General features: G+C 61.6%; 20 protein-coding genes and 3 pseudogenes. 11 read left to right on the top strand and 12 right to left on the bottom strand.

Features of this window, described 5'->3' with window-relative positions; translation table 11 throughout:
* Positions 1-332 precede the first annotated feature (332 nt).
* Both N826_RS43825 and N826_RS35360 read left to right on the top strand, forming a co-directional pair.
* Positions 333-572, top strand: coding sequence for a hypothetical protein (locus tag N826_RS43825; protein WP_147041229.1), 240 nt, complete (start codon positions 333-335; stop codon positions 570-572).
* A gap of 229 nt (positions 573-801) precedes the next feature.
* A complete protein-coding gene (locus tag N826_RS35360) occupies positions 802-1695 on the top strand; it encodes a YihY/virulence factor BrkB family protein (RefSeq protein ID WP_044436905.1) in 894 nt (297 codons plus the stop codon).
* Positions 1696-1995: 300 nt separating this feature from the next.
* Here the strand turns inward: N826_RS35360 and N826_RS35355 are convergent, their stop codons facing one another.
* Positions 1996-2340, bottom strand: a complete 345-nt coding sequence (locus N826_RS35355) for an HVO_A0114 family putative DNA-binding protein (protein WP_044436903.1) — start codon at positions 2338-2340, stop codon at positions 1996-1998.
* Between the two features lie 454 nt (positions 2341-2794).
* Between N826_RS35355 and N826_RS35350 the strand changes: the two genes are divergently transcribed.
* The 3 genes from N826_RS35350 (at position 2795) to N826_RS35340 (ending at position 5837) form a co-directional block, all read left to right on the top strand.
* The gene (locus tag N826_RS35350; RefSeq protein WP_147041230.1) at positions 2795-3058 is read left to right on the top strand and encodes a hypothetical protein; all 264 of its coding nucleotides are present in this window, start codon (positions 2795-2797) and stop codon (positions 3056-3058) included.
* A 1-nt stretch (position 3059) separates the two neighbouring features.
* Complete coding sequence (locus N826_RS35345; protein ID WP_044436900.1) at positions 3060-3263, top strand: hypothetical protein; 204 nt, start codon at positions 3060-3062, stop codon at positions 3261-3263.
* Positions 3264-3641: 378 nt separating this feature from the next.
* Positions 3642-5837 (top strand): RNA degradosome polyphosphate kinase, encoded by a 2196-nt coding sequence (locus tag N826_RS35340; protein WP_084721466.1) that lies wholly within the window; start codon positions 3642-3644, stop codon positions 5835-5837.
* Positions 5838-6108: 271 nt separating this feature from the next.
* Here N826_RS35340 and N826_RS35335 read toward each other — a convergent pair whose 3' ends face one another.
* The 7 genes from N826_RS35335 to N826_RS35305 all read right to left on the bottom strand — a co-directional run bounded on the left by N826_RS35335 (position 6109) and on the right by N826_RS35305 (position 11392).
* Complete coding sequence (locus N826_RS35335) at positions 6109-6981, bottom strand: alpha/beta hydrolase (RefSeq protein ID WP_147041231.1); 873 nt, start codon at positions 6979-6981, stop codon at positions 6109-6111.
* 104 nt (positions 6982-7085) lie between these two features.
* The gene (locus tag N826_RS35330; protein WP_044436898.1) at positions 7086-7355 is read right to left on the bottom strand and encodes a hypothetical protein; all 270 of its coding nucleotides are present in this window, start codon (positions 7353-7355) and stop codon (positions 7086-7088) included.
* 247 nt (positions 7356-7602) lie between these two features.
* Complete coding sequence (locus tag N826_RS35325) at positions 7603-8127, bottom strand: hypothetical protein (RefSeq protein ID WP_147041232.1); 525 nt, start codon at positions 8125-8127, stop codon at positions 7603-7605.
* Between the two features lie 219 nt (positions 8128-8346).
* Entirely contained in the window at positions 8347-8706 is a 360-nt protein-coding gene (locus tag N826_RS35320) for a hypothetical protein (protein ID WP_044436896.1), read from the bottom strand.
* A gap of 206 nt (positions 8707-8912) precedes the next feature.
* Positions 8913-9542 (bottom strand): site-specific integrase, encoded by a 630-nt coding sequence (locus tag N826_RS35315; RefSeq protein ID WP_052832656.1) that lies wholly within the window; start codon positions 9540-9542, stop codon positions 8913-8915.
* Between the two features lie 393 nt (positions 9543-9935).
* Positions 9936-10844, bottom strand: a complete 909-nt coding sequence (locus tag N826_RS35310; protein WP_244619753.1) for a tetratricopeptide repeat protein — start codon at positions 10842-10844, stop codon at positions 9936-9938.
* 203 nt (positions 10845-11047) lie between these two features.
* Positions 11048-11392: a hypothetical protein gene (locus N826_RS35305; protein WP_044436895.1), complete on the bottom strand. Its 345-nt coding sequence runs from the start codon at positions 11390-11392 to the stop codon at positions 11048-11050.
* Between the two features lie 588 nt (positions 11393-11980).
* Between N826_RS35305 and N826_RS35300 the strand changes: the two genes are divergently transcribed.
* The gene (locus N826_RS35300; RefSeq protein ID WP_044436894.1) at positions 11981-12247 is read left to right on the top strand and encodes a hypothetical protein; all 267 of its coding nucleotides are present in this window, start codon (positions 11981-11983) and stop codon (positions 12245-12247) included.
* A gap of 229 nt (positions 12248-12476) precedes the next feature.
* On the opposite strand, the gene N826_RS35295 is transcribed toward N826_RS35300, so the two are convergent.
* Both N826_RS35295 and N826_RS35290 read right to left on the bottom strand, forming a co-directional pair.
* On the bottom strand, positions 12477-12809 hold the full coding sequence (locus N826_RS35295; protein WP_044436893.1) for a hypothetical protein: 333 nt from the start codon (positions 12807-12809) through the stop codon (positions 12477-12479).
* The gene (locus N826_RS35290; protein ID WP_052832654.1) at positions 12809-13489 is read right to left on the bottom strand and encodes a ParA family protein; all 681 of its coding nucleotides are present in this window, start codon (positions 13487-13489) and stop codon (positions 12809-12811) included. Before N826_RS35290 ends, N826_RS35295 begins: the two co-directional genes overlap by 1 nt.
* A gap of 137 nt (positions 13490-13626) precedes the next feature.
* Here N826_RS35290 and N826_RS43820 point away from each other — a divergent pair, with 137 nt between their 5' ends.
* From N826_RS43820 to N826_RS42395, 3 genes and pseudogenes are all read left to right on the top strand, one after another.
* Positions 13627-14163, top strand: coding sequence for a hypothetical protein (locus N826_RS43820; protein WP_147041233.1), 537 nt, complete (start codon positions 13627-13629; stop codon positions 14161-14163).
* A gap of 362 nt (positions 14164-14525) precedes the next feature.
* Positions 14526-15635, top strand: a complete 1110-nt coding sequence (locus tag N826_RS35285; protein WP_044436892.1) for a replication initiation protein — start codon at positions 14526-14528, stop codon at positions 15633-15635.
* Between the two features lie 1035 nt (positions 15636-16670).
* Positions 16671-17423 (top strand): annotated as a pseudogene (locus N826_RS42395) (IS3 family transposase); the annotation flags it as partial.
* Here the strand turns inward: N826_RS42395 and N826_RS35275 are convergent.
* Positions 17372-19063, bottom strand: coding sequence for a recombinase family protein (locus N826_RS35275; RefSeq protein ID WP_044436889.1), 1692 nt, complete (start codon positions 19061-19063; stop codon positions 17372-17374). The pseudogene N826_RS42395 and the gene N826_RS35275 sit on opposite strands and share 52 nt — an antisense overlap.
* Before the next feature lie 341 nt (positions 19064-19404).
* On the opposite strand from N826_RS35275, the pseudogene N826_RS43815 reads away from it, so the two are divergent.
* Together N826_RS43815 and N826_RS35265 are read left to right on the top strand one after the other, a co-directional pair.
* Positions 19405-19527, top strand: a pseudogene (locus tag N826_RS43815) (IS3 family transposase); the annotation flags it as partial.
* Between the two features lie 46 nt (positions 19528-19573).
* Positions 19574-21008, top strand: a pseudogene (locus N826_RS35265) (IS30 family transposase).
* Positions 21009-21352: 344 nt separating this feature from the next.
* Here the strand turns inward: N826_RS35265 and N826_RS35260 are convergent.
* Positions 21353-21882, bottom strand: a 530-nt coding sequence (locus tag N826_RS35260; RefSeq protein WP_044436885.1) for an ATP-binding protein, incomplete at its 5' end; no start/stop codon positions are given.

Raw genomic sequence — 21882 nt, 5'->3', positions numbered from 1 at the left:
GGCTTTTCACACGAACTACCCGACAACGACAAACTTACTTCCGATAATGTAACGTTATCGGAAGTTATAGTGCAGAACAGCAAAAATATGGGTGTATCAATCTATCTGCTATTTAAATTGGTTATGAAGGTCAACAGGCTGTATTCAAATGAGAAATTGTCATTGATAGACGGTGCTGGTGGTCAGTGTACCAACTATCGCCGTACTGCGGGCGGAAGTTCATCCCGGACCGCCTCGAAGGAGGGGCGATGGCCCACCCACCACGGAGCGATGATGGCCGACCCTATTCTTCCTCTGGGCGGAGATCGGCGCGGAGCTCGAGGAGGTCGCCGTTGGTCGCCTCGACGCCGCCCTGGCTGGCAACCGGCTCTTTTTCATCCGCGAGGGGCGTGGCGCTCAATTTCACCTGTTCGATCTATGCCAGGAGCGATCCAGTGACGCGCTGCGGTGGGCTGCGGGGAAGCGTCGGCATAGATAAGAGCCAGGATGAAAATACCGGCGATGGTCCCAAGGATGGCGAGCAGGATGTTCAGGCGATGGGTTGTCATCGTTCGACCTCCCTGATCTGCTGACAGTGTCTGTCGACGTTACTTCCAGTCCTTCCGAGTTCCCATCGCGATTTCGCAGTATACTAACCTTGGAGTGATCTCCAGTTTAGCGAACATGAAACGGATCCGGGCCGGTGGCCCGATCTGAAGCAGCGCGATCTGCTGCCCAGACAACAGCGGCTATTCACTGTTCCGGCAGGGCGTATGATTCAGAGAAATTCGTATTTCCCTCCTTTGGCGACGGAGAGCGTACATGAGGATCATCAGGTTAATCTGGGACATACTGTACGATGCCGCTATGGGCTGGATCGACGACGAGGCCATGACCAGGGGAGCGGCAATCGCTTTCTACACGATTTTCGCCCTCGCCCCCTTCGTGATCCTGGTCACCGCGGTCGCCGGGCTCGTTATCGGCCGGGAAGCGGCCCAGGGCGCCCTGATGGACGAGGTTGGCCGACTGATCGGACGGGACGCCGTCATGACCCTCCAGAGCCTGGCCACCAGCGCCAGCGACACGCGAGCCGGAGCGGTCGCGAGCCTTTTCGGCATTTCCACGATTCTCGTCGGAGCCACGACCGTTTTCGCGGAACTGCATACATCACTCAACCGCATCTGGAAGGCTAAGCCGCCCGACAACTCGCCCGTCACATGGCTGGTCAAGGTTCGGCTGAAGGGGCTGGCGCTGATTGGCGTGATCGGCTTCCTGCTCATCGTCTCCCTGATCGTCAGCACAATCCTGGCAGCTTTCGGTACCTGGTTCTCCGGGGTCTTTCCCGATGCGTTCGTGCTGATCTGGATGACCAATCTGATCACTTCCCTGATCGTCTTCACGGTTCTGTTCGCAATCGTCTACAGGGCGCTCCCCGACACCAGGATTCCCTGGAGGGATCTCTGGCTGGGTGCCACCATCACCGCCATTCTGTTCACCGTCGGAAAATCCCTGATCGGGCTGTATATCGGCACCAGCGGCGTCACCTCGGCCTATGGAGCGGCCGGATCGTTCGTACTTATCCTGCTCTGGGTCTACTACTCGGCCACCATCTTCCTGTTCGGGGCGGAGATAACACGGGCCTACTCGGAGCATGTCGGCAGCCGCGCCAGTGCGAAACGGCATGCTGCCGGCGCCGGCAGCGATTTGTCCTGTTAAGACCTGCTCCCGCCTTTGATCTTGTAATTCGATGGCCCTGAAGGCGCGGCAGGATTACAATACCAGCAACAACTTTCAGTTAACTTGACAGTGCCGGCCAGGGACTGAGGACGGTTTCGGGCATCTCTTCGAAGCCGAGGGCAGACACTGCTCCGGGTGGGCCATGGCTGCCTGCGCTTCCAATCTCCGGTCGCTTCCCCGTGATAAGGGCTTCAAAAATCGAAACGACATTCGACGAACTCAGAACTGCGATCGACCTGAAGTGACCATTGGACTGGGCTCGAGTGCCGGAATTCTCCTTCACAGGTCCAGTGAGAAGCTCAATCGCTCGTACTCCATCTGCAGGCAGTCCTCTGAGCCGCCGAGCAGATGCGCATCGAGCAGCATCCTGACATCGACAAGCACGTCCCTGGATCCGCGTTTCAAAATCCCGGCCAAGCGTAGTGCGGAAACCGGCTGATGTTGCCGGACCATGCGCAGCAGCGCCAATCTTTCCGGCGTCACGACATGCAGGACCAGGTCCCAGCCCTCATAGGTAAGTTTCATGCCGGACTGCCTGAGGCCGATGCCCTGAACGACGACGCGCGCCGCACCTGATTGTCGATCATCAAGCCCACGCCCCTCAACCACTCGCAGTCCCGTCATGCTTCAGCTCCGACGCGGTTTGCCTGTGGCAATTGAGTATCGCAACGACTTGTGGATGCAAATAAAAAGCGCCCGCTTCCTGTGAACGTCATCACCCCGCCTGCGGATTGTCATATCCATCAGGAAAACTGACTTTCCTGACGGCAGGCGATCCTGTCTGCTGCTGCGAAACGACCTCGTCTCAGCAGGCAAGGCTGCGAATCGGCATGGTGCCGTTGCAACTATTCGCGGGATGGCTGATTGGGTAGAACGGCGGAATTTGTGACCAGGAGGGTGGTCAGGGCATGCAGAGCAAAGAGCCTGTTCAAGGGGTGTCAGGTCACGTTGGATGTGTCCTGGATTTTCCGACCAGCGGACGCGGATCATGTCGGGTCGATCTGGAACCGCCTGAATGGCGTTCTGCCGGTTCCGCCGCCCGGTCCGATCCTCCGGGTGATCTCCGGCGGCTGTCCCGATGACAGTTGAGCGGGGGACGATCCGGATGGGGCTTTGTTTCGACCATGCCCTGTCGCCGGAGGAACAACAGCAGATCGAAACCCGGATCAGCCAGTTGCTCCACGCCGCCGATTCCGAGGCCATCCTGGAACTGGTCCGTTTCGAGGGGGAACCCGGCTGTCCGACCCGGATGACAGCGACCATCCTGGCTGCTCCCGCTTTCGGCGAACGTCTCCGGGAAGCGTTCGGGGGCAATGCCGCACTTGATATAACGGAGGCTTGAGATGACGATGACCAGAGAGCAGATGCTGGAATACATTACCGCCTACGAGAGCGGCGCTCCAGTCAAGGATTTCTACACTCGCGATCAGGTCCAGAAATGGCTCTATGAGTTCTGCCTGGAAGGGGCCCGGATGAAGCCGCCGGAAAACCGGGAAGGCGGCGGGGTCCGGTTGCTGACCACACCGGATGACAGCGCGCTGGACTGAAGCAGATCATCAATCGGATCCACTGCGGCGACTGCCGGGAGAAGCTATGGGACGAGCGACGAGGTCTCAGTACGCTGACGTGCTTTTCCGCGCGTTCAGGCCTTCTAACCTTTGATGCATCGCTGACAGGGCAGGCGCGGAGCTGTTGTGGTGCAGAGTTTTTGCCATTTTTCAAGCGACAATCCCGACACCAACAGCTTAAATACTCGGTTACATGGCTATCTTCGCCTGGCGTTGTTTACCTGGTATCCGGCACGCCACCCTCTTCCGAAAGCCCTGTGACGCACAGGCGACGTCGGCCAGCGGTGCCGGCCTTCCAGAGGGCTGGTTGAACAGGAAAGCAAAAAAGCCGGTGATGCTGAAAAGGGAGAGGTCGAAATGATAAGGTCGCCGTTGGACCAGACCCGGAACCATGCCGCGGCTGCCGCGGCCGGAGACCGGGAGGACAGCGCGACCGGACGCGACATCGCACCACGGGACCGGTACATCAACCGCGAGCTGTCCTGGCTGAAGTTCAACCGGCGGGTCCTGGAGGAAGCGGCCAATCCCCGTCATCCGCTTCTCGAGCGGCTGCGCTTCCTGGCAATCTCGGCCGCCAACATGGAGGAATTCAACATCGTGCGCGTCGCCGGTCTGATGACCCAGCACCGCGCCGGCATCAGGACGGTCTCGGATGACGGGCTGACACCGGCCGAACAGCTGACCGAGATCCGGGTATGCATCAGCGCGCTGATGCAGGACCAGCAGGACTGCTGGCGGGCGCTGCGGCAGGAGCTGCGCGAGGCCGGCATCGCGGTCGTCGATCCGTCGGAGCTGACGGCCACCGATCTCGACGCACTCGCCGAGCGCTTCATGTCCGACATCCTCCCGATCCTGACGCCGCTGGCGATCGATCCCGCTCATCCCTTCCCGTTCATCGCCAACCGCGGCATGGGGCTGGCGCTCCAGCTCCATGATGCCGAACGGAACCGCGACCTCGACGTGGTGGTGCTGTTGCCGACCCAGATCGACCGGTTCATTCGAATACCCGGTGCCGACCCCCGCTTCATCCTGCTGGAGCAGGTTGCCCTGCTGTTCATCGACCGGCTGTTTCCCAAACCCTTTACGCTGGTGGGGTATGGCCTGTTCCGTGTTCTGCGTGACAGCGGGATGGAGATCGACGAGGAAGCCGAAGATCTTGTGCGGACCTTCGAGAGCGCATTGAAGCGCCGGCGCCGTGGCGGCGTGATCCGGCTGACCGTCAACGGGGGCATGGCGCCCGATCTGCGCGAGTTTCTGCGCAGCCGGCTGGCCGTGGCGCCGGAAGACGTCTTCGTTCGCGAGGGACTGATCGGGCTGGTCGAAACGAAGCGGTTGATCGTCGACGAGCGCCCCGACCTCGTGTTCCCGCCGTACACTGTCCGCTTTCCCGAGCGGATCCGCGATTTTGGCGGCGACTGCTTCGCGGCGATCCGCACCAAGGACATCGTCGTCCACCATCCGTATGAGAGCTTCGACATCGTTGTGCAGTTCCTGCAGCAGGCGGCGCGCGATCCGGGTGTCGTCGCGATCAAGCAGACGCTGTACCGGACCTCGAAGAACTCGCCGATCGTCGCGGCGCTGATCGAGGCCGCCGAAGCCGGCAAGTCGGTCACCGCGATGGTCGAGCTCAAGGCGCGCTTCGACGAGGAAGCCAACATCCAGTGGGCGCGCGACCTGGAGCGTGCCGGGGCGCAGGTCGTCTACGGCATCTTCGATCTCAAGACCCATGCCAAGGTCTCACTGGTGGTGCGGCGCGAGGACGGAACACTGCGCTCCTACGTCCATTTCGGCACCGGCAATTACCACCCGATCACGGCGAAGATATATACCGACCTGTCCTTCTTCACCAGCGATCCGGCGCTCTGCCGGGACGCCTCGGTATTGTTCAACTACATGACCGGGTACGTGCGGCCTGCGGCGCTGGAGAAGCTGGCGATCGCACCCCTGACCCTGCGCAGCCGGCTGGTCGAGTTGATTGACCGGGAGATCGCCTTCGCCCGCGCCGGCAAACCGGCGCAGATCTGGGTCAAGCTGAACTCGCTGGTCGATGCCGCTCTGATCGACAAGCTGTACGAAGGCTCGCGGGCCGGTGTCAGCATCGACCTCGTGATCCGCGGCATCTGCTGCCTGCGGCCGGGCGTCCCCGGCCTGTCCGAGAACATCCGGGTCAGGAGCATTGTCGGCCGCTTCCTGGAGCACGCCCGGATCATCTGCTTCGGCAACGGGCGTGCGCTGCCATCGCGTGACGCGCTGGTATTCATCTCATCGGCGGACTGGATGCCGCGCAACCTGGACCGTCGGATCGAGACGCTGGTGCCGATCGAGAACCTGACCGTCCATCGGCAGATCCTGGACCAGATCATGGTCGCCAATCTCAATGACCAGGCGCAGAGCTGGGTGCTCGAGCCCGACGGCAGCTACCGCCGCATCGCGGCGGGCAGCACTGCCTCCAGCGCGCACACCTACTTCATGACCAATCCCAGCCTTTCCGGTCGTGGCAGCAGCGCCCTGCACGAAAAGCCACCCCGCCTTGCGGCGGTCGCGCCGACATGACGCAACGTGCCGGGCAACCAGGGTTGGCGGATCCTGCAGAGACGACACATGAAGTAAGCTGGGATGATCTGCCAGTTGTACGGCGGCGTCATTTTCACCACCATCTGATCATGTTCGAGAACTTAACATCATCGGGCATGGATCAGTACTTTGTACTGCTGCGCTTGCAGCCACCGGATTGCCGCCAAAGCGTCGCCATGCCATCAGCCACAGGATCAGGACTAGGTCGCTGACGTCAGAGCCACAATGCCGCCCCAACTTCCGGACACCATCAGCGCGCCAGAAAAGAGAGCCACCGATCGATGGCCGGTGACACCATGGGACTGCCCGCCAGTTCGTGCCCAATCCCCTCGAACGGCACCAGCCGGGTACGGTTGCCAGCTGCGCCGGCAAGTCTCACCGCGTGATCGTAAGGGATGGTCCGATCCGCCGTACCATGAAGGATGAGGATTGGCGCCATGACCTGACTGAATTTCCCGATATTGTCGAAGCGGTCGCGCATCAGCAGCCGCACGGGAACGAACGGATAGGTGGAGGCTGCGACATCGGGCAGCGAGGTATAGCCGGAAATCAGCACCAGGCCGGCAACCGGATGTGTGGCAGCCATTTCGGTCGCCGGCCCCGAACCGAGCGAGTTGCCAACCAGAACCGTCCCGGAGCCTGGCACGCCATGCTCGGAAAGCCACCTCAGGGCGCTGCGGCCGTCGGCATAGAGCCCTTCCTCGGACGGGCTGCCCGGGTTCCTGTCATAGCCCCGATAGCCGACAAGGAGCAGACCGTATCCTTTGGCGGCCAGACGTTCGGTGACCCGGAGCGAGCCCGACAATCCATCGGCATTGCCGTGGAAATAGACCAGGGTCAGTGCCCCTGGCGCGGCTGGTCGGTATAGTGCGCGCAGGTCGAGGCCGTCCTCGGTGCGATGGGAAACTTCCTGAAATCCAGGCACGCTGTTGAGGACGGGTGGCACAGGGGACATCCCGGCCTGAAAGATCATGGGCCGCTGCAGGACATAGAGGGATCCGACGATCAATACGTAGAGGCCGATCAAGGGAAGTACTATTGATAGAAGCTTGTTCGACCACATCTCCGAACCCTGCTGGTATTGCGCTCTGCGGGATCCTGCTTGGCGCGAGAATTCAGGCAAGCGGCTTTTTCCGGTAGTCCGGTTTGGGCTGCGGCACCGTTCAAGCAAGCTTCCGCGGTAGTGCCGGACCGAGCGTGCCGCAATGATGTCCCGGAACGAGGCTGCTAAAGCGTCGAGCCCGTCGCCGCCCACTCCTCGAACAGATCGCGGAAAGGGCGACCGCGCGTGCCGGGCTGCTCCGTCAGCACCAGGGCAAAGTCCACCCCTTCCAAGCCGGGCGTGTGCATCACCGCGCTGACACGGAAGGTCGAGAGCACGCCGCCATCCTCAAATTGAATCCACTCGTTGATGCTCGGATCAAGCCGCAGGTCCTTGTCGCTCCAGATGGGTTTGTCACCCTCTCGCACGAGTAGACAACGGCAACGGATACTCATGGCGGTGCTCCGGAATGCTGAAAAGGCTGAAACCAACCGCGGTCAGCAGGAGTGACGCCGGAATGGATCCTGCATAGTCCGGCCGGCTCCTGAAGCAGAACAACATTTTGCACTCACATTCGACACGGGACATCCAACCGGCGCGGATCAGCGGCAGTTCCGGACCAGGCAATGAAACTGCTGCAACAGTCCTGGTCAGCGTAATGCGCTCGACATCTCGCATGTCGGTGCTTCATAACCGGCGAGGTCAACGCCTGACATCCAGGGACGGGATCAGGCGTTTGTGGTTCCAGCGGGCATCCGCCCGTTTCTGCAGCCAGCTTTCGACGTTGACAGCTGGCGCGTCAGGGGCTCCAAGAACGAACTCAATCGCCATGACGTCGTCCTGCTTTGGCTCCGCCCGCGTCCATCTGTCCGGGTCGGGCACAAATGCACCCTCGTCAAAAGCCAGCACCTCACCAGTCTCCACATCGATCGCGAGCAGGCACCCTCCGAGATTGGCGGTCCCCCGGCCCCAGATCACGACACGCGCCGTGCGGCCCGGACCGTCCTGCCAATCGGCCAAACTCCAGGCGTTCTCGATCTCCCAGACTGACCCGCGCTCGAGCACCTCGAATAGATCGATCGTGGTGCGCGCCCGCTCAGCCTTGCTGACCTTGAATGGAGCGATAGCCAGGGGTGGACGGTTCGCCAGGTAGTCCCAGCCCCGGTCAAGCATGGGTGACGACACGACGGTCAAGCGTCCTTTATGCGGACCGGTCGCTGTCCGCATGCTCGAACTCCAGCCAGGCATGGTCTCCAGGATCTGTGACAGCTTCAAGGTTCCCCCTCTCCCTCGTGGGTGCGCGATCTCTTCACGACGCTGGACCAAAGGCCAGACCCTAACGTCGATGGCCGGGCTTGACTCCCGATTGAGTAGGACCGTCCCAGCACAGGCTGGTACTGCCGTCCACGTTCCCAGCGCCAATCCAGCCTGACCGATCATACCGGCTCAGGAGAGCGTCAACTCCGCTTTGACGTTGTCGGCGATGATGGCGTCGACGACGTCGCGGTCAATGCGTCCGTCAGACCTGAAGTCGATGCGCACCCGACAGGCCACCGCGGGAGCAACCGCCACAGCCTGTTCGACACCAACACCGACGAACCCGGCATGGTCATTGAAGCCGCCCTGCCTGCGGCCCAGCGCCAGCAGGTCAGGATCCTGGACAAGCGCCTCCTGCAGCCCCTGGCGGAAGCTGTCGACATCAAAGCCGGGCTTCCTTGCCTCGACAACGACATCGAAGTAAACCGACCGCGGCCGGGTCGGAGCGATCGGGCCCTGGTTCTCGGTCAGAAAGTCGACAGCGTCCAAGATGAAAGTCCTTGTATGATTGTGAACTGAATTAAAGCTCGCCTATGCGGTTACCCGGCGTCTGTATAGCACATCAGGACTGTCAGACTCGTCCGATCGATCCGCCGACGGGCCAAGTAACTTCGGCGGACGCAGCCGCTTGAAGGTGTGTCGTTGTTCCTTAACGATCTCAGCTTTGTTTTGGCGGTTGCACCGCTTCCCCCTCCTCAGGTTCGATAGCGCATGATCTTCTCGGTGACGTTGTTGCGCCAGAGGTCGGTGGAGCGCATGTAGCGGCGGGCGACCTCGATGCTCCTGTGGCGGGTCTGGCGCATCACGTCGTGGAGCTGGGCCTCGGCCTCGGCCGCCGTGGCGAGGCCGGCGCGCAGGCTGTGGCCCGAGTAGGAGCGCTGGACACTGACAACGAGATTGCCGAAGGTTCTTTCCATCAGCCCCGGATCACCGTCGCCGACTGCCTCGGCGGTGTCCCTGACCAGCCGGACCACCGCCTTGTCTGACAGCCGGGTTGCGGTCATCATCCCGCCGGCGCGCAGGCCGATGAACAGGGGGTCGTCGGCGTGGCGGGGAGCCCGGTGTTCCAGCCAGCGCCGCAGCGCGGTGGGGGCGCACAGGTCGGGGTCGTCGGAGCACCGGATCGCAACCGCCTGCCCGGCCCCGTGCTGGCCGGTTTTGGAGCGCCGGACGGTCAGCACGACGCCCTTGCCATCGACCAGCTCGACGTCGAGCCCGACGATCTCGGAGCGCCGCAGGGCGCCGCCGAAGCCGGCGAGCAGGATGGCGCGGTTGCGCAGGCCGAGCGCTGTGTCGGGCTGGGCGCGGACCATGCGGGCGAGCATGGGGTAGGTTCAGGATACGTGTTTTTGCCGAGCTCGGCAAAAACACGTATGTTCAGCCTACCCGTACTCAGACCTTCTTAACCGACATGCGTCATAATCGAGGGAGTCTCAATGCAACCAAGCAGTGCTCATGCGCGTCATAGATCTATTTGCGTTCACTGCCGCCTTTGCCGCCATAATCTTATTGGCGTATAGCTTCACACCTGCGCTTAATAACCCCGCCGCGCCACAAACGATTACCAGCACCGACTGAGGTGGCTCCGTTCGTCTGAATAGCCTTGTCACAGGAACGAGGCAGGCTTGCAGAGGCCCTGAGTTTCGAACGGCCCTCACGCAGCAGCGGCCGCAGCATTCCGGTGGACGGTAACCAAAGTTCACACAGCACTTGGTTTGTCAGCGCCGCGCGGTTTTCACGTTCGATGGCAGGCGTGCCGTCAGCCACTCCAGAGCGCCCTGGGTGTTTGCCCAGGCCGCGGCATAGCGGCGAGCGTACTCCTGGGCCTCGTCTTCTCCTCCCATCGTGATGTATGGGGCCAACTTCCGCGGCAACTTCTTCCGGCCCAGAAGGTAAGACGCGACATGGCTGTTCGCTGTCGTAGCTTTTTCGAGCAGGGATCGAGCCTCCACGCTGTCGCCGTCGCGGCGATACGCGATCAGCGCCCACGTGTAGCTCCATTCTGCCGTGCTCTCTTGTCCATAGGCGGTGAGCAGCGCCGTCAGGTCAGCGTCCCGATCCAGGGCAAGCAGGCAGCCCGCAAGAAGATAGCGGTTGCCCTGATTGTCGTTCGGGTTGAGGCGCAGGAGTTCCCGATAATGCTCAAGGGCTTCGTCGTGGCGCCCGACATCCCAGAGCGCCTGGGCCAGTCCGCCGCGGGCACGCATGTAGGGACGGGTTTCCAGCAGGCCCCAGAAATGGCCGACATCCTCCTGGAGTGCCGCCGGACCTATCGCTTTCTCACCGGCTTCCAGGCCCTTTTGGTACAACTCAATTGCTTCTGCGGGAGTTTTCGCCGTCTCCTCGGCGAGCAGAACGTAGGCATCGGCGCAAAGTGGGGACCGGCTCAAGGCCTCCTTCGCCAGGGCGACCCGCTGCCGCTGGTCGGCAGTTTCCCAGGCCCTGTACATAAGGTCCTGAGCGTCCTCCAGAGCATTGCCGCCGGGACCAGTTCCGAGCCCGGAGGAAAGCATCGCAAGCACTCCTTCCATCGCACGGCGATCCGGCAGCATGGTGACCGCGTCAGGCTTGCGCTTCGCAGCAACGCTTGCGGCTTTTGGTTTTCTCGGCTTCTTCGAAGTCGGCATCGACAGGCAATCTCCGGATCCTGGGGTGGCAGGATTGATGTGAGGCATGGTAGCGGCCAGCGACGTCAGGACCAGGCATCGGTGGAAGATGAACACGAAAGAAAAAAGCCTTCCGTGGAATCGGGCATGACAGTCGATGAGGTGGCGGGAGCATCCCGGTATAGCGCCATCAAAAGCGGCCAAGGCTAGGGGGGAGAGGTTTTTCAGTTCAGACCAGGGCCCGTCATCCGTTTGCCGATCAACTCGTTATAGGTCTTCATGAACCGGTATTGAGCCTCGTCCTCATCGAATAAGGAACGGAATTCCGCAATGAGGCTGGTTTGCCATTCCGGCATCAGGACCTTGACCTCTCCGGTTTCCTCGTTGATGTGGAAATCCTCGATCAGCCGAAGCGGCTCGCCCCGCCTCTGATACTCCATCAGGATCCCAAGCGCCAATTCGATGTCCGACCGCATGCCCGGCCAGGGCTCATCCAATTCAGCGGTGAACGCATCCGGCTGCGTGGTCTGAAGTCTCAGTAGATCCTTCAGTTTCTGGTCAAACCCCATGGCATGCTCACGTCACGAGTCATACTGATACCTCTCCAATATGATCCCACGTTCCTTGAGTTCCATAAGGTTTTCGGCATTCCTCCGGCTGCAAAATCGGATCAGCCGGAGATAAGGTAGATGAGCCCGACCAGTCGGCCTTGGTGTGGCGAGGTGGGAATGAATGGGTTAGGCAGTGGTGTGCTGTGGAACGGCTTCCCCTTCCTTCTCGCGGACTGATCCCTCGCCATGCCAGCGGTCGAGGGCGACATAGCCACTGATAACGTCCTTTATCAGTGGGAAATGCTTGAGGGGGAAGGGAGGGCGGCTCAATCAGCCACGTCAGGCGCCTGGGATAGATCGCATACCGCCTCGTGGATCGAGTCAGGCACCCGGCAGACCAGCAGTAGCCTGTCTAGGCAGCGCCGGCGCCGAAGAACTGGATCATGTTGCATGGATCGAACAGGCCAGTGTGGCCACAGGCCCGACAAGTCAGCCGCAACAGCGCCCAGCCCAGCAACATGGAGGCTATGCGCTTGGAAGACTAGAACAAATCATGAACAAAAATTACCCTTACGGCGTGCCAGCCATTGAGGAGTACCGCGCGCCATGACCGCCCTACCCGCCCCCAGCCCCGATGCAATCCGGCTGCGTGAATTCGTCGCGCAGCTCTCCAATTGCAGCACGATCGACGAGCGCGATGAGCTGCTCGGCGCCATCATTGGAGAGGTCAAAGAGATCCTGATTGCGCGGCCAGGGTTTGTGCGTCACTGGCTGCTGGCGTTGGACCGGATCAACCGGCGCTTCATCGGGGCGAACTCCGCCCTCCCCTGCCCTGTTGCACCGGAGACTTTTCCATCACAGCTAGAGGCATAGCTTCCCTATGGAACTAGATATCTACTCGTATATGGAAAAACCGGTATAGACACATAGCACCTATATGGGTAGAAAACATAGGTGACGCTATTTGATTGGGTCCAACGCTTGGACCGCGTAGGCTTCACCGTATCGGCGCCCACTGACAACGGTGACGTAGCCTTATTCGAGACGTCACCGCTAAGCCCATAGACGAATAGCAACTTAATTGAGCTAGGGGCTTATGCCCCTAGCCGTCTAGCTCCCTTTGCCCCCTACGCCGCCTAGTGTCAGGTGGATTAACGTCTACTTCCGGCACGTCGTAGCCAGCGTCCCGCAACAACCGAGCAAAGAAACGCCGCGTACTGCCAGCCTTCTCGGCCTCAATGGCTACCAGTTCAGCAAACGGCTCACTGGCCTGAAAATTGATCTGCACCTTCTTCAGCGGAAGGGGCTTTGCCACCGGTGCGGGCAACGCCGATAGCGACGGTGTCGGAACGGAGGCGGGCAGGCCGCTGGTGGCGGGGCTGATCTGTGAGACGAGATCCGCACCGGAGACGCGCTTCGGCTTGAACGATGACATTATGCTGCTACTCCTGCTTTCTCCTTAGTCTTCCTAGCCCCTCTAGAGGAAATAGCCCCCTTTGCTACTAGGGCGGCTATGACCTTATCCGCCTGCATGCCGACCTTACCGGAGAGCGGCACTGATCCGCTGAAGGACAGCTTGGCGTAATCGGACAAATCGGCGAAGCCGTGCTCGAGGACCGGCAGGCTCGCCTCCTCGATGCTATCGAGCGCTGCCCGCTCAGCCAGCCCCTTCGTCTTCCAGCGAGTCAATATGACACTATGGGGGATAGCCCGTCTAGCTGCCTTAGACAGACTAGCAACCTGCGAAGCGGTCCGCAGCGTCTCGCGCACGCTGCCCCGGTCAGGCATGCAGGGGATCAGCACGTAGTCGGCCATGCCGATCGCCGACGCGGCCGTCAAGTTCTCGAAGCCCGCCGTGTCGACCAGCACTAAGTCGTGCGTCTCGGCCTGCTCGCTGGCGAGATCCACGACCTTGATATGATCCACCTCGGACAGCACGGTGAAGGGCTTCCCCTCATAGGCGTTACTGTGCCAGCTGGCGAAGCTCTGATTGCGGTCGCTGTCGATCACGCAGACCTTGTAGCCCAACGCGGCCAAATTGGCGGCAAGGACGATGGTGATCGTGGATTTTCCACACCCACCCTTGGCTGACGCCAAAGTAAGAATATTGCCCATAACATGCTTGCTCCTCTATGGTCGACTAGCGGGGATAGGATCATAAAGCGACAAAGGCAGGCAAGGTTGCTAGAGGCCTATACCCCTACCCTCAAAAGTGAGTGTAGCCCAATAACAACATAGGTTGTTACGATGTCGTGGAACGCACTGCTGCAATTTACTATCCGGCTGCTTACTATCCGGCTGCCGGGCTCGATAAAGCACGGGATCGTGAAAGGAAGCTGGGAGATAATGGAGCATGGGTGATGGCGCGACATTCACGAGCCTGCTGGCAGCCGCAAACGAGAGCAAGACAGAGTGCAATCTTGGCCAGTGGACGCCGGCGGCGTGCAAGACCTGGCACAAAGCCGATTCCGAAATTTCCTGCCACCATCAGCCCAAGCGAGTCGATGCTCCACGGTTCTTGTTGCTCACCACTGCGTGAGCGCGTAACGAAGCCTCAGCCTACTCCTGGCTTCGATCCGGCGGAGCCGGCGATCATCAACAAGGATGGGATTCCGACAGGTGAAGTACAGGAAGCCACTGTGCCGGTCGAGCCTGAGAAACCTGCTGACGAAATTACCAAGTGGATGCTCCGCGTTCCGGCCGAAGTGATGGCCCCAGTCGAGAAGGGTGCAAAGAAGGCCTACGCGAAGAAGTCGATCAACACCTGGTTTGGCGAGGCAGCGGTGTAGAAGCTGCGGGCGGCAGGGATCGAGGTTGAGCCGTAAGGCGTACCAAAACTCCGAATTCATTTCCCACTCGTACAAGAACTCCGAATTCGCCGTGCCAAAACTCCGTTGAAGCCGTGCCAAACCTCCGAAAAGGCGTGCAATAAGTCCGAAAAGGCGTGCAATAAGTCCGAATATAGTTGCTAACATATTGTTATAATTAGGAAATCTTCCTATAGGAACTATAAGGAATCAAGAATCATAAGGATTCCTGTCGCGCAATTTCGGAGGTTTGGCACGGGGCAGGATAGTTTCTGAATTCGGAGTTTTGGCACGCCCTTTTCGGGATTGCATTTCGGAGGCCGACCCTATTACCGTTCCCGCCCATGAACAAAGCGCTGGCCAAACCGCTCCACCTGATTAAGGCGACAGGAGCCGTCGAAATCAAGGCTAACGAGGATCTTCCTCTATCAGCCCGGCGCCTGTTCGACCATCTGCTGGCTCATGCCTATCCGCGCATGAAGGAAGTTTGGGATAAGGCCCAGCGGGCAGGGGAGATAGCACGGCTGCAAGCACAGGAAGCGCATGAATCACCGATTGAGCAGGAACGCTCTGTGCGGAAGACAATGCGTAAGGTGCTGGCTGATGGCCAGGAACATGCCATTCCGATGGTCGCGATTCGCCGCTATGCTGCAGAAGCGCGCGACGGCTATGAGGACGATAACAGCTTCCGACTGAAAACCGCGCTCACCGGCTTGCAACGAGTGCTCGTGCAGTTCGACTACCTTCAGTCGGACGGGACGAAATGGGAGTCGACCCAACTGCTGGGGCCGAGCCGGATCGAAGATGGCGTGCTGCACTACACCTTCCAGCTTCCTCTCATGGAAAAGCTGATTGAGCCGGCACTGTACTCATACATCTCTCTCCGTGTCGTCTATCAGTGCGACTCCAAATACACCCTGATCCTGTATCAGGTACTGAAACGCTACGCGGATCGAAATGCAGCCGAGCCGTACTGGCAAATCTCGGCCGCTGAATTACGCGATCTGCTCGGCTGCTCTGACAAGCTGAAAGACTGGAAGGATTTTCGGAGAACGGCGCTCAACCCAGCCATTGAGGAAATCGGCCAAATCGCGGAATTCTCGGTCGATCTGTCCGAGGTGAGGCAGGGCAGGGGACGCGGCGGCGGCAAGGTGATTTCCGTCGTCTTCTACATCCGAAAAAAGGGAACGACCGAAGCAGCCGAAACAGCGCGCGCTTTAGATCGGCCGAAGGGCCAGCGCCGGGCAGCGCGAAAGAAGCCGCTGAATTCAGAGGCGCAAGCGGCTCTGGCCTTCCTCAACAGCGCAGACAGTTCAAAGCGCATTGCATGGGCCAAGCGAGCCGAAGCGCTCGGTGTCAAGGTTCCGGTAGCAGCTGCCGCGAGGGAGAACCTGGCGCGGTGGGTGCCGTCGGTGGCGAGCGCAATTGTCGAGGAAGAAGGGCTTCACCCCTAGCTATCCACCTTGAGAGCAACAAAGCCGCATGCAGATGGCGCATTTGATTGGCAAATACCAGCGCTGTGCGGAAACCCTGGCTATCACCGACTATATGTTACAGACCCCGTCGCTTGGGACGCGGCGGGCCATCTGGAGAGCCGCGCGCTTGAGGCCCTGTTCGACGAGCGCACGGCCAGTGGGCCAATGTGGCGGAGTACCACGCCAAGTTCGAGACCTTGATCCCGGCCACCAGGAACGACACCGAGTTCTACCTCCTGCGTGCACTGGCCGCCGACGCCCGCGAGCTGGCGGAGGTCGCGCGATAACGGAGCACCCCGAGCTGACTGGAGGACCCCTTCAAAGACCGCACCCTGTAGCGGGTATCGTCGACAACTTACGAAGAAAGCGGCCCCTCGCCGGGGAGGCAGTTCCCGGGTGATCTGAAGGAGATCACCCGGGAACATGCCGACAGGGTATTCGGTTTGTGGGCATCAAGACAATCAGCAGCCCGGCTTCGCCATGCTCGGGATGGGAAATTAGATCCGTCGCCCGACGCTACACCCTGCGCGTGGCTCCAGGCGGGCCGCGAATTGTCTTGACGTTAGAGCCTACCGAACCGGTCGGCCGCTCGGTGGCGGCCTCGCCTGTCGAGAGCTTTGGCATACGGTTGACCTCCATCAACCAGCGCAATCCGAGGGCATCTTTTCCAGCTTGAAGATTATTACCCGTAGTTCTGCGGTCAGCGCTTCCTCCGGCTCACTAACCTTTCCGACATCAAGGAGACAAGTCTCCAGGCACCAGGAAGACGGTTCTTCGAATAGGCGGCGGGGCGAAGATGCCGGCAGGAAGTTCCTGGGCGGTACGACGACCGTCGAGTTTGTCGAGCACGCTTACCTGTTGAATGTTATTTGAGCTATGCGCAATCCATGATAAGCGCCTTCCTCCTGTGGAAAATCTAGCGAAACGATAGAGCTGGCTCGGGAAATCTGAACATCGGGATAAGTGGAGTTTCTGCCTGAAAGCGGCCAGTATGCGTGCCGCACAGGAGCAGCAATGACAAGACGACCACGTCGGAACCACACACCGGCCTTCAAGGCGAAGGTGGCCTTGGCTGCCGTCAAGGGCGAGAAGACGCTGGCCGAGTTGGCGCAGCAGTTCGACATTCATCCCAACCAGATCACGCAGTGGAAGGCGCAACTTCTCGACGGGGCAGCCGGGGTATTTGGATCAGAAAGTCGCGGTGACAGTCCGGGGCCGGTGGTGGATCTGACGGTGCTGCATGCGAAGATCGGAGAGCTGACGCTGGAGAACGATTTTTTGGCCGGCGCGCCAGGCCGAAGCGGGTTTGCTGAGCGCAAAGCGATGATCGACCGCTCGCATGATCTGTCGATCACCGGACAGGCCAGGATACTCAACGTCAGCCGGGGCAGCGTCTATTACCTGCCACGGCCAGCCTCGTCCGCCGACCTCGCGCTGATGCGCCGGATGGACGAACTGCATCTCGATTTTCCCTTTGCGAGCAGCCGCATGCTGCGTGATCTGCTCACCGCCGAAGGCTTCCAGGTGGGCCGTCGGCATGTCTCGACGCTGATGAAGCGGATGGGAATCGAAGCCGTCTATCGCAAACCCAACACCTCGAAACCGGCGCCGGGGCACAGGATCTATCCATACCTGCTGCGCGATCTGCCGGTCACGCGTCCCAATCAGGTCTGGGCCATGGACCTGACCTACGTTCCTATGGCGCGCGGCTTCGTCTACCTCGCTGCCGTCATCGACTGGTTCAGCCGGCGGGTTCTGACGCCCCGGACAATTTGCAAAATCCGGTTGCCGATATCGGGATCATGCCCATCGGGTAAGGGTGTGACCCGGAAGACGACTGTGATATCGGTATGGTCGATCTCCACACGCTTGACCAGCAGGCGGATCAGGTCACGACGCTGGTGCCAGTCGAAAGCTTCGAGCTTGTTGCGGACATGACCAGCAAAGTCCTCCAACCGTCCGACCAGGAGCGTCAGGGTGGTTTCCAGGGAAGTCCGATCGAACAAGGCTCGGCGGCGTTCCTCCAAACCACCGAGGCGTTGGCGGAACCCGACAAGGCGCGGTTCGAACTCTCCCTTGTCGATGACCCCTTCGGCATAGCTGTCGATCAATCGCTCGATGCCGCGCTTCAGCTTGGCCACTTGAGCTTCCAGAGCGGCCAGATCGATTTGCTCGGGGCTGCCATCCCGCACCTGGTCGAGGCGGCGCTCATATTCGGCGGCCAGGCGGTGCGGATCGTTCAGCAGCCGCTCGACCTCCCGCCAGACCGCGGCATTCAGGTGATCGGCGCGAACCTGCGCGTTCGTGCAGACGCGCTGCCCGCCGAAGCGATACGCATCGGAACCGCTGCACCGGTAGTACGGGTACTCGCGCCGTTCGCCGCCGCGGGATCTCGGATACACCGTCTTGCCGTAGTAGGCATAGCCGCACAGCTTGCAGACGACCAGCCCCTGAAGCAGATGGCGCTGCCCGGCAGGCGCTCGCCGGTGGCGGAGGCGGTTCTCGGCCAACTGGGCCTGGACCGCCTCGAACAGCGCGGGGTCGACGATTGCCGGGACAGGCACCGTCACCCGGTCTTGCGCAGGGGCGTTGTAGGTGCCGCCGTCGACCTTGGGGTGCTCAGGCTCTCCGCGCCTGGGGCGGAGCCGAGCTGGTGCGGGTCCCGCCCGGGTCTTGCCGAACGCCGCAGCGCCCATGTAGGCCGGGTTCTTGAGCATATCTCCGAGGGTCGAGGATGCCCAACGTGGTCGGCCTGTCGGCGACGGCTGACGGGACCGCTCCAGCCGAAGGCAGATCTCGCGGATGCCGAGACGGTCGACGCCCATCCAGTGGAAGATCCGGCGCACCACGGCAGCCTGCTCCTCAACAACCTCGTAGCGCGCGACACCGCCGCCGGCATGCCGGTCGACATAGCGGTAACCATAGGGGGCGGCGCTTAAGACACTCACGCTGCCGGCATGCGCGGCATGTCGCTTGCCCCGGCGGCTCCGCTCCAGGATCTTGGCCCTCTCATACTCGGCGATCATCCCCTGGACCTGGAGCAGCAGGTCATCCTCCGGCGATTGGCCCAGAGGGCGGTTGAGGAGCACGACCTCGACGCCGGAACGCCGGAACTCGTCGATGAGCAGCACCTGATAGGCATAGCGCCGGGCCAGCCGATCCGGGGAATGAACGTAGAGGCGGTCGACCAGGCCAGAGGCGACGGCATCGCGAAGGCGCTCCAGGCCGGGTCGCTTCAAAGTGGAGCCGCTGTAGCCATCATCGACGAAGCGATGGTCTGGCGTAACCTGCAACCCATCCTGGGCGAGGCGGGCCTCCAGCGCGGCGATCTGGCTGGCAATCGTGCCGCCCTCGGCCTGATGCTCGGAGGAAACGCGCGCGTAGATGGCAGCGTGACAGAGTAACATGGCTAGCCTCGGGCTTCTGTGACAGCGAGGTCGGTGTCATCGGTCGCCTCATCCGGTGCGCAGGGGATCGGTTGGCGGCGTTGCTGCCGGATCGGTGTCACGTATTCGTACGACTGAGCCAACACGCAGCCACTCAACCGGGTCGTCTCGAAATACACCCGGACTCTGACTTGGGGGCGATCTTGCGCGCGGCGTCCCATCGGCGCCTCCGCTCCTCGGCCATCCGATGGCGGACAGCCGATCCCATATTAACGGCGCCGCCGTGTAACCGTCACCCCTCCGCGCGGCAAAGGGCGATCAAACACGATAAAAGGTTCAAAGGGCAATTTTGCAATTCTGTCCGGGGCGCGCTGTCCTGGCGGCTGTCGATCACGATGGAAGCCGGGTTCTGCGTCGAAGCGGTCGAAGAGGCCTTGGCCCGCCATGGCAAGCCGGAGATCTTCAACACTGACCAGGGCAGCCAGGGCGGATTCAAGCGGTCGTCGCAACACTTCGACAGAGGAGGTTGCGATGAAGAAGCCGAAGCGGCATTCGGATCGGTCAGGGCGAGATGCTCTTCGGTCGCCAGGTCGGCCCTCCGTGGCGCAACGTGAGGATCGCCGGCGGTTCTGGGAGGCGATCGCGACGGGACAAACGAGCGTGGATGCGGCATCTCTTGCCGGAGTGTCGCCCGCGGTGGGAACACGGTGGTTCCGAGATGCAGGCGGCATGCCACCAGCAGGGTTCTCATCATCGGCGAAGCAGCCGTTGGGACGGTACTTGCAGTTTGCGGAGCGGGAGGAAATCGCGCTGCTGCGTGCCCAGGGGCATGGCGTGCGGGAGATCGCTCGCCGCCTGGGAGCGGACCGCATCGACCTTCTCCCGGGAACTGCGGCGGAACGCGGCTACTCGCGGAGGCGGTCTGGAGTATCGGGCGACGGCCGCACAGTGGCACGCTGACCGCTCGGCGCGCCGTCCAAAGCCGACCAAGCTAGCGGTCAACCCGGCGCTGCGGCAGTACGTGCAGGAGCGTCTGGCCGGCACGGTCGTCACCCCGGACGGGGCGGCGGTTCACGGGCCGGCCGTGACGTGGAAGGGCCGCCGTCACGGGCCCCGGCAGGACCGGCGGTGGGCCACGGCGTGGAGCCCGGAACAGATCGCTCGCCGCCTGCGGCTCGACTTTCCCGAGGATCAGACGATGCGCATCAGCCATGAGGCCATCTACCGGGCGCTGTTCATTCAAGGCCGGGGAGCCTTGCGCCGCGACCTGACCGCCTGCCTGAGGAGCGGCCGGGCTCTGCGCGTCCCGAGGGCGCGGCCCCGCAGGCGGGGCAAGTCCTTCATCGCCCTGGAGATCATGATCAGCCAGCGCCCGGCGGCGGTGGCTGACCGGGCGGTGCCGGGGCATTGGGAAGGCGACCTCATCATCGGCTTGGGAGGGTCGGCGATTGGCACCCTGGTGGAGAGCACGACGCGGTTCACGCTGCTGCTCCACCTGCCCCCGATGCCGGGTCACGCCAGTGGGCCGCGTGTCAGGAACGGGCCGGCGCTCGCCGGCCATGGCGCCGAAGCGGTCCGCGACGCCATCACGCGCACGATCACCACCTTGCCCGAGCACCTGCGGCAGTCGCTGACCTGGGATCAGGGGGCAGAGATGGCACAGCACGCCCATCTGCGGATCGCCACCGGGATCCAGGTCTACTTCTGTGACCCTCACAGCCCCTGGCAGCGCGGCACGAACGAGAACACCAACGGGCTGCTGCGTCAGTACTTTCCCAAGGGCACCGACCTCGGCGTGCATGATGCCGACACCCTGGCAGCCGTCGCGCTCGCCCTCAACACCAGGCCCCGCAAAACTCTTGGCTGGAAAACGCCTGCCGAGGCCCTGGACGAATTCCTTGCGTATTTCGGTAAAAATGAACAGTCTGACCGGACGAATCTGAACAGGGTGTACGGTTCAATCTGAACGGCCTGTTCGGTAGCCTGAACACCCTGCGCGCGCTGCTGAACGCAGACTGAGGCTCGCTTTCGCCTTCAACATATGTACTGTAACTGGTCTTTCATCTGGCGGTCAATTCTATTTATGTAGCCATATATTTCAAGTCATCATCCTGTCCCTGTTTCATGTTCCAAGTCCATGACCAGTGATAGGTGCGAGCATTTCTCGCCCTTTTCTTTGATGGTGGAGCGTCTGTCCGGGGGGTGGGGGTCGGTCAAGTGCGAAGCCGCCGCAGGCGGTGGCGCCCTGGCGCCACACTTGACGGAGCCCCGCCCCCCGGACACCATCGATGCCCAAAGGCAAGGTGCCATCTACGTCGCGGTGGTCGTGTCCTCCTCGCTGCTCACCGTGGTCCGCCGACGCATCGACTCGCCGCGCAGTTCGATGCGATGGGCGTTGTGAACGATGCGGTCCAGCAGGGCGTCGGCGTAAGTGGCATCCCCGATCTGGTCGAACCAGCCGGACACCGGGATTTGGGAGACCAGAATCGTCGCCGCCCGGTCATGGCGGTCATCGATCACCTCCATCAGGTCACGCCGCTGATCGGCCGTCAGGCGCGTCATCATCCACTCGTCGATGATCAGCAACCTTGTGCGCGCCAGCTTGGTGAAGGCCGATCGGTGTCGGCCCGCCACCCGGGCGATCGCCAGGTCGTCCAGCAGCCGCGGCAGGCGCCGGTATAGTACCGGGAAGCCGTCGCGCGCCGCCTGATGCCCAAGAGCGCAGGCGATGAAGGTCTTGCCCACCCCAATCGGGCCGGTCAGCAGAACCGATTGTGAGGTGCGGATCCATTGGCCGCTCGCCAGCGTCGCCACCAGCGTTCGGTCCAGGCCGCGCGGCG

It is taken from the genome of Skermanella aerolata KACC 11604, from assembly GCF_000936425.1.
Taxonomy (GTDB): domain Bacteria; phylum Pseudomonadota; class Alphaproteobacteria; order Azospirillales; family Azospirillaceae; genus Skermanella; species Skermanella aerolata.
The sequence above is the reverse complement of the archived record's forward strand: the minus strand, read 5'-3'. Positions and strand labels throughout refer to the sequence as shown.

Excerpts from the sequence above, each read along its gene's own strand:
- N826_RS35330 (WP_044436898.1), bottom strand. The coding sequence starts at position 7,355 with ATGAGTATCCGTTGCCGTTGTCTACTCGTGCGAGAGGGTGACAAACCC.
- N826_RS35355 (WP_044436903.1), bottom strand. The coding sequence starts at position 2,340 with ATGACGGGACTGCGAGTGGTTGAGGGGCGTGGGCTTGATGATCGACAA.
- N826_RS35345 (WP_044436900.1), top strand. The coding sequence starts at position 3,060 with ATGACGATGACCAGAGAGCAGATGCTGGAATACATTACCGCCTACGAG.
- N826_RS35305 (WP_044436895.1), bottom strand. The coding sequence starts at position 11,392 with ATGGGGTTTGACCAGAAACTGAAGGATCTACTGAGACTTCAGACCACG.
- N826_RS35360 (WP_044436905.1), top strand. The coding sequence starts at position 802 with ATGAGGATCATCAGGTTAATCTGGGACATACTGTACGATGCCGCTATG.
- N826_RS35300 (WP_044436894.1), top strand. The coding sequence starts at position 11,981 with ATGACCGCCCTACCCGCCCCCAGCCCCGATGCAATCCGGCTGCGTGAA.
- N826_RS35310 (WP_244619753.1), bottom strand. The coding sequence starts at position 10,844 with ATGCCGACTTCGAAGAAGCCGAGAAAACCAAAAGCCGCAAGCGTTGCT.
- N826_RS35275 (WP_044436889.1), bottom strand. The coding sequence starts at position 19,063 with ATGTTACTCTGTCACGCTGCCATCTACGCGCGCGTTTCCTCCGAGCAT.
- N826_RS35295 (WP_044436893.1), bottom strand. The coding sequence starts at position 12,809 with ATGTCATCGTTCAAGCCGAAGCGCGTCTCCGGTGCGGATCTCGTCTCA.
- N826_RS35340 (WP_084721466.1), top strand. The coding sequence starts at position 3,642 with ATGATAAGGTCGCCGTTGGACCAGACCCGGAACCATGCCGCGGCTGCC.
- N826_RS35290 (WP_052832654.1), bottom strand. The coding sequence starts at position 13,489 with ATGGGCAATATTCTTACTTTGGCGTCAGCCAAGGGTGGGTGTGGAAAA.
- N826_RS35325 (WP_147041232.1), bottom strand. The coding sequence starts at position 8,127 with ATGCGGACAGCGACCGGTCCGCATAAAGGACGCTTGACCGTCGTGTCG.
- N826_RS35285 (WP_044436892.1), top strand. The coding sequence starts at position 14,526 with ATGAACAAAGCGCTGGCCAAACCGCTCCACCTGATTAAGGCGACAGGA.
- N826_RS35315 (WP_052832656.1), bottom strand. The coding sequence starts at position 9,542 with ATGCTCGCCCGCATGGTCCGCGCCCAGCCCGACACAGCGCTCGGCCTG.
- N826_RS35350 (WP_147041230.1), top strand. The coding sequence starts at position 2,795 with ATGACAGTTGAGCGGGGGACGATCCGGATGGGGCTTTGTTTCGACCAT.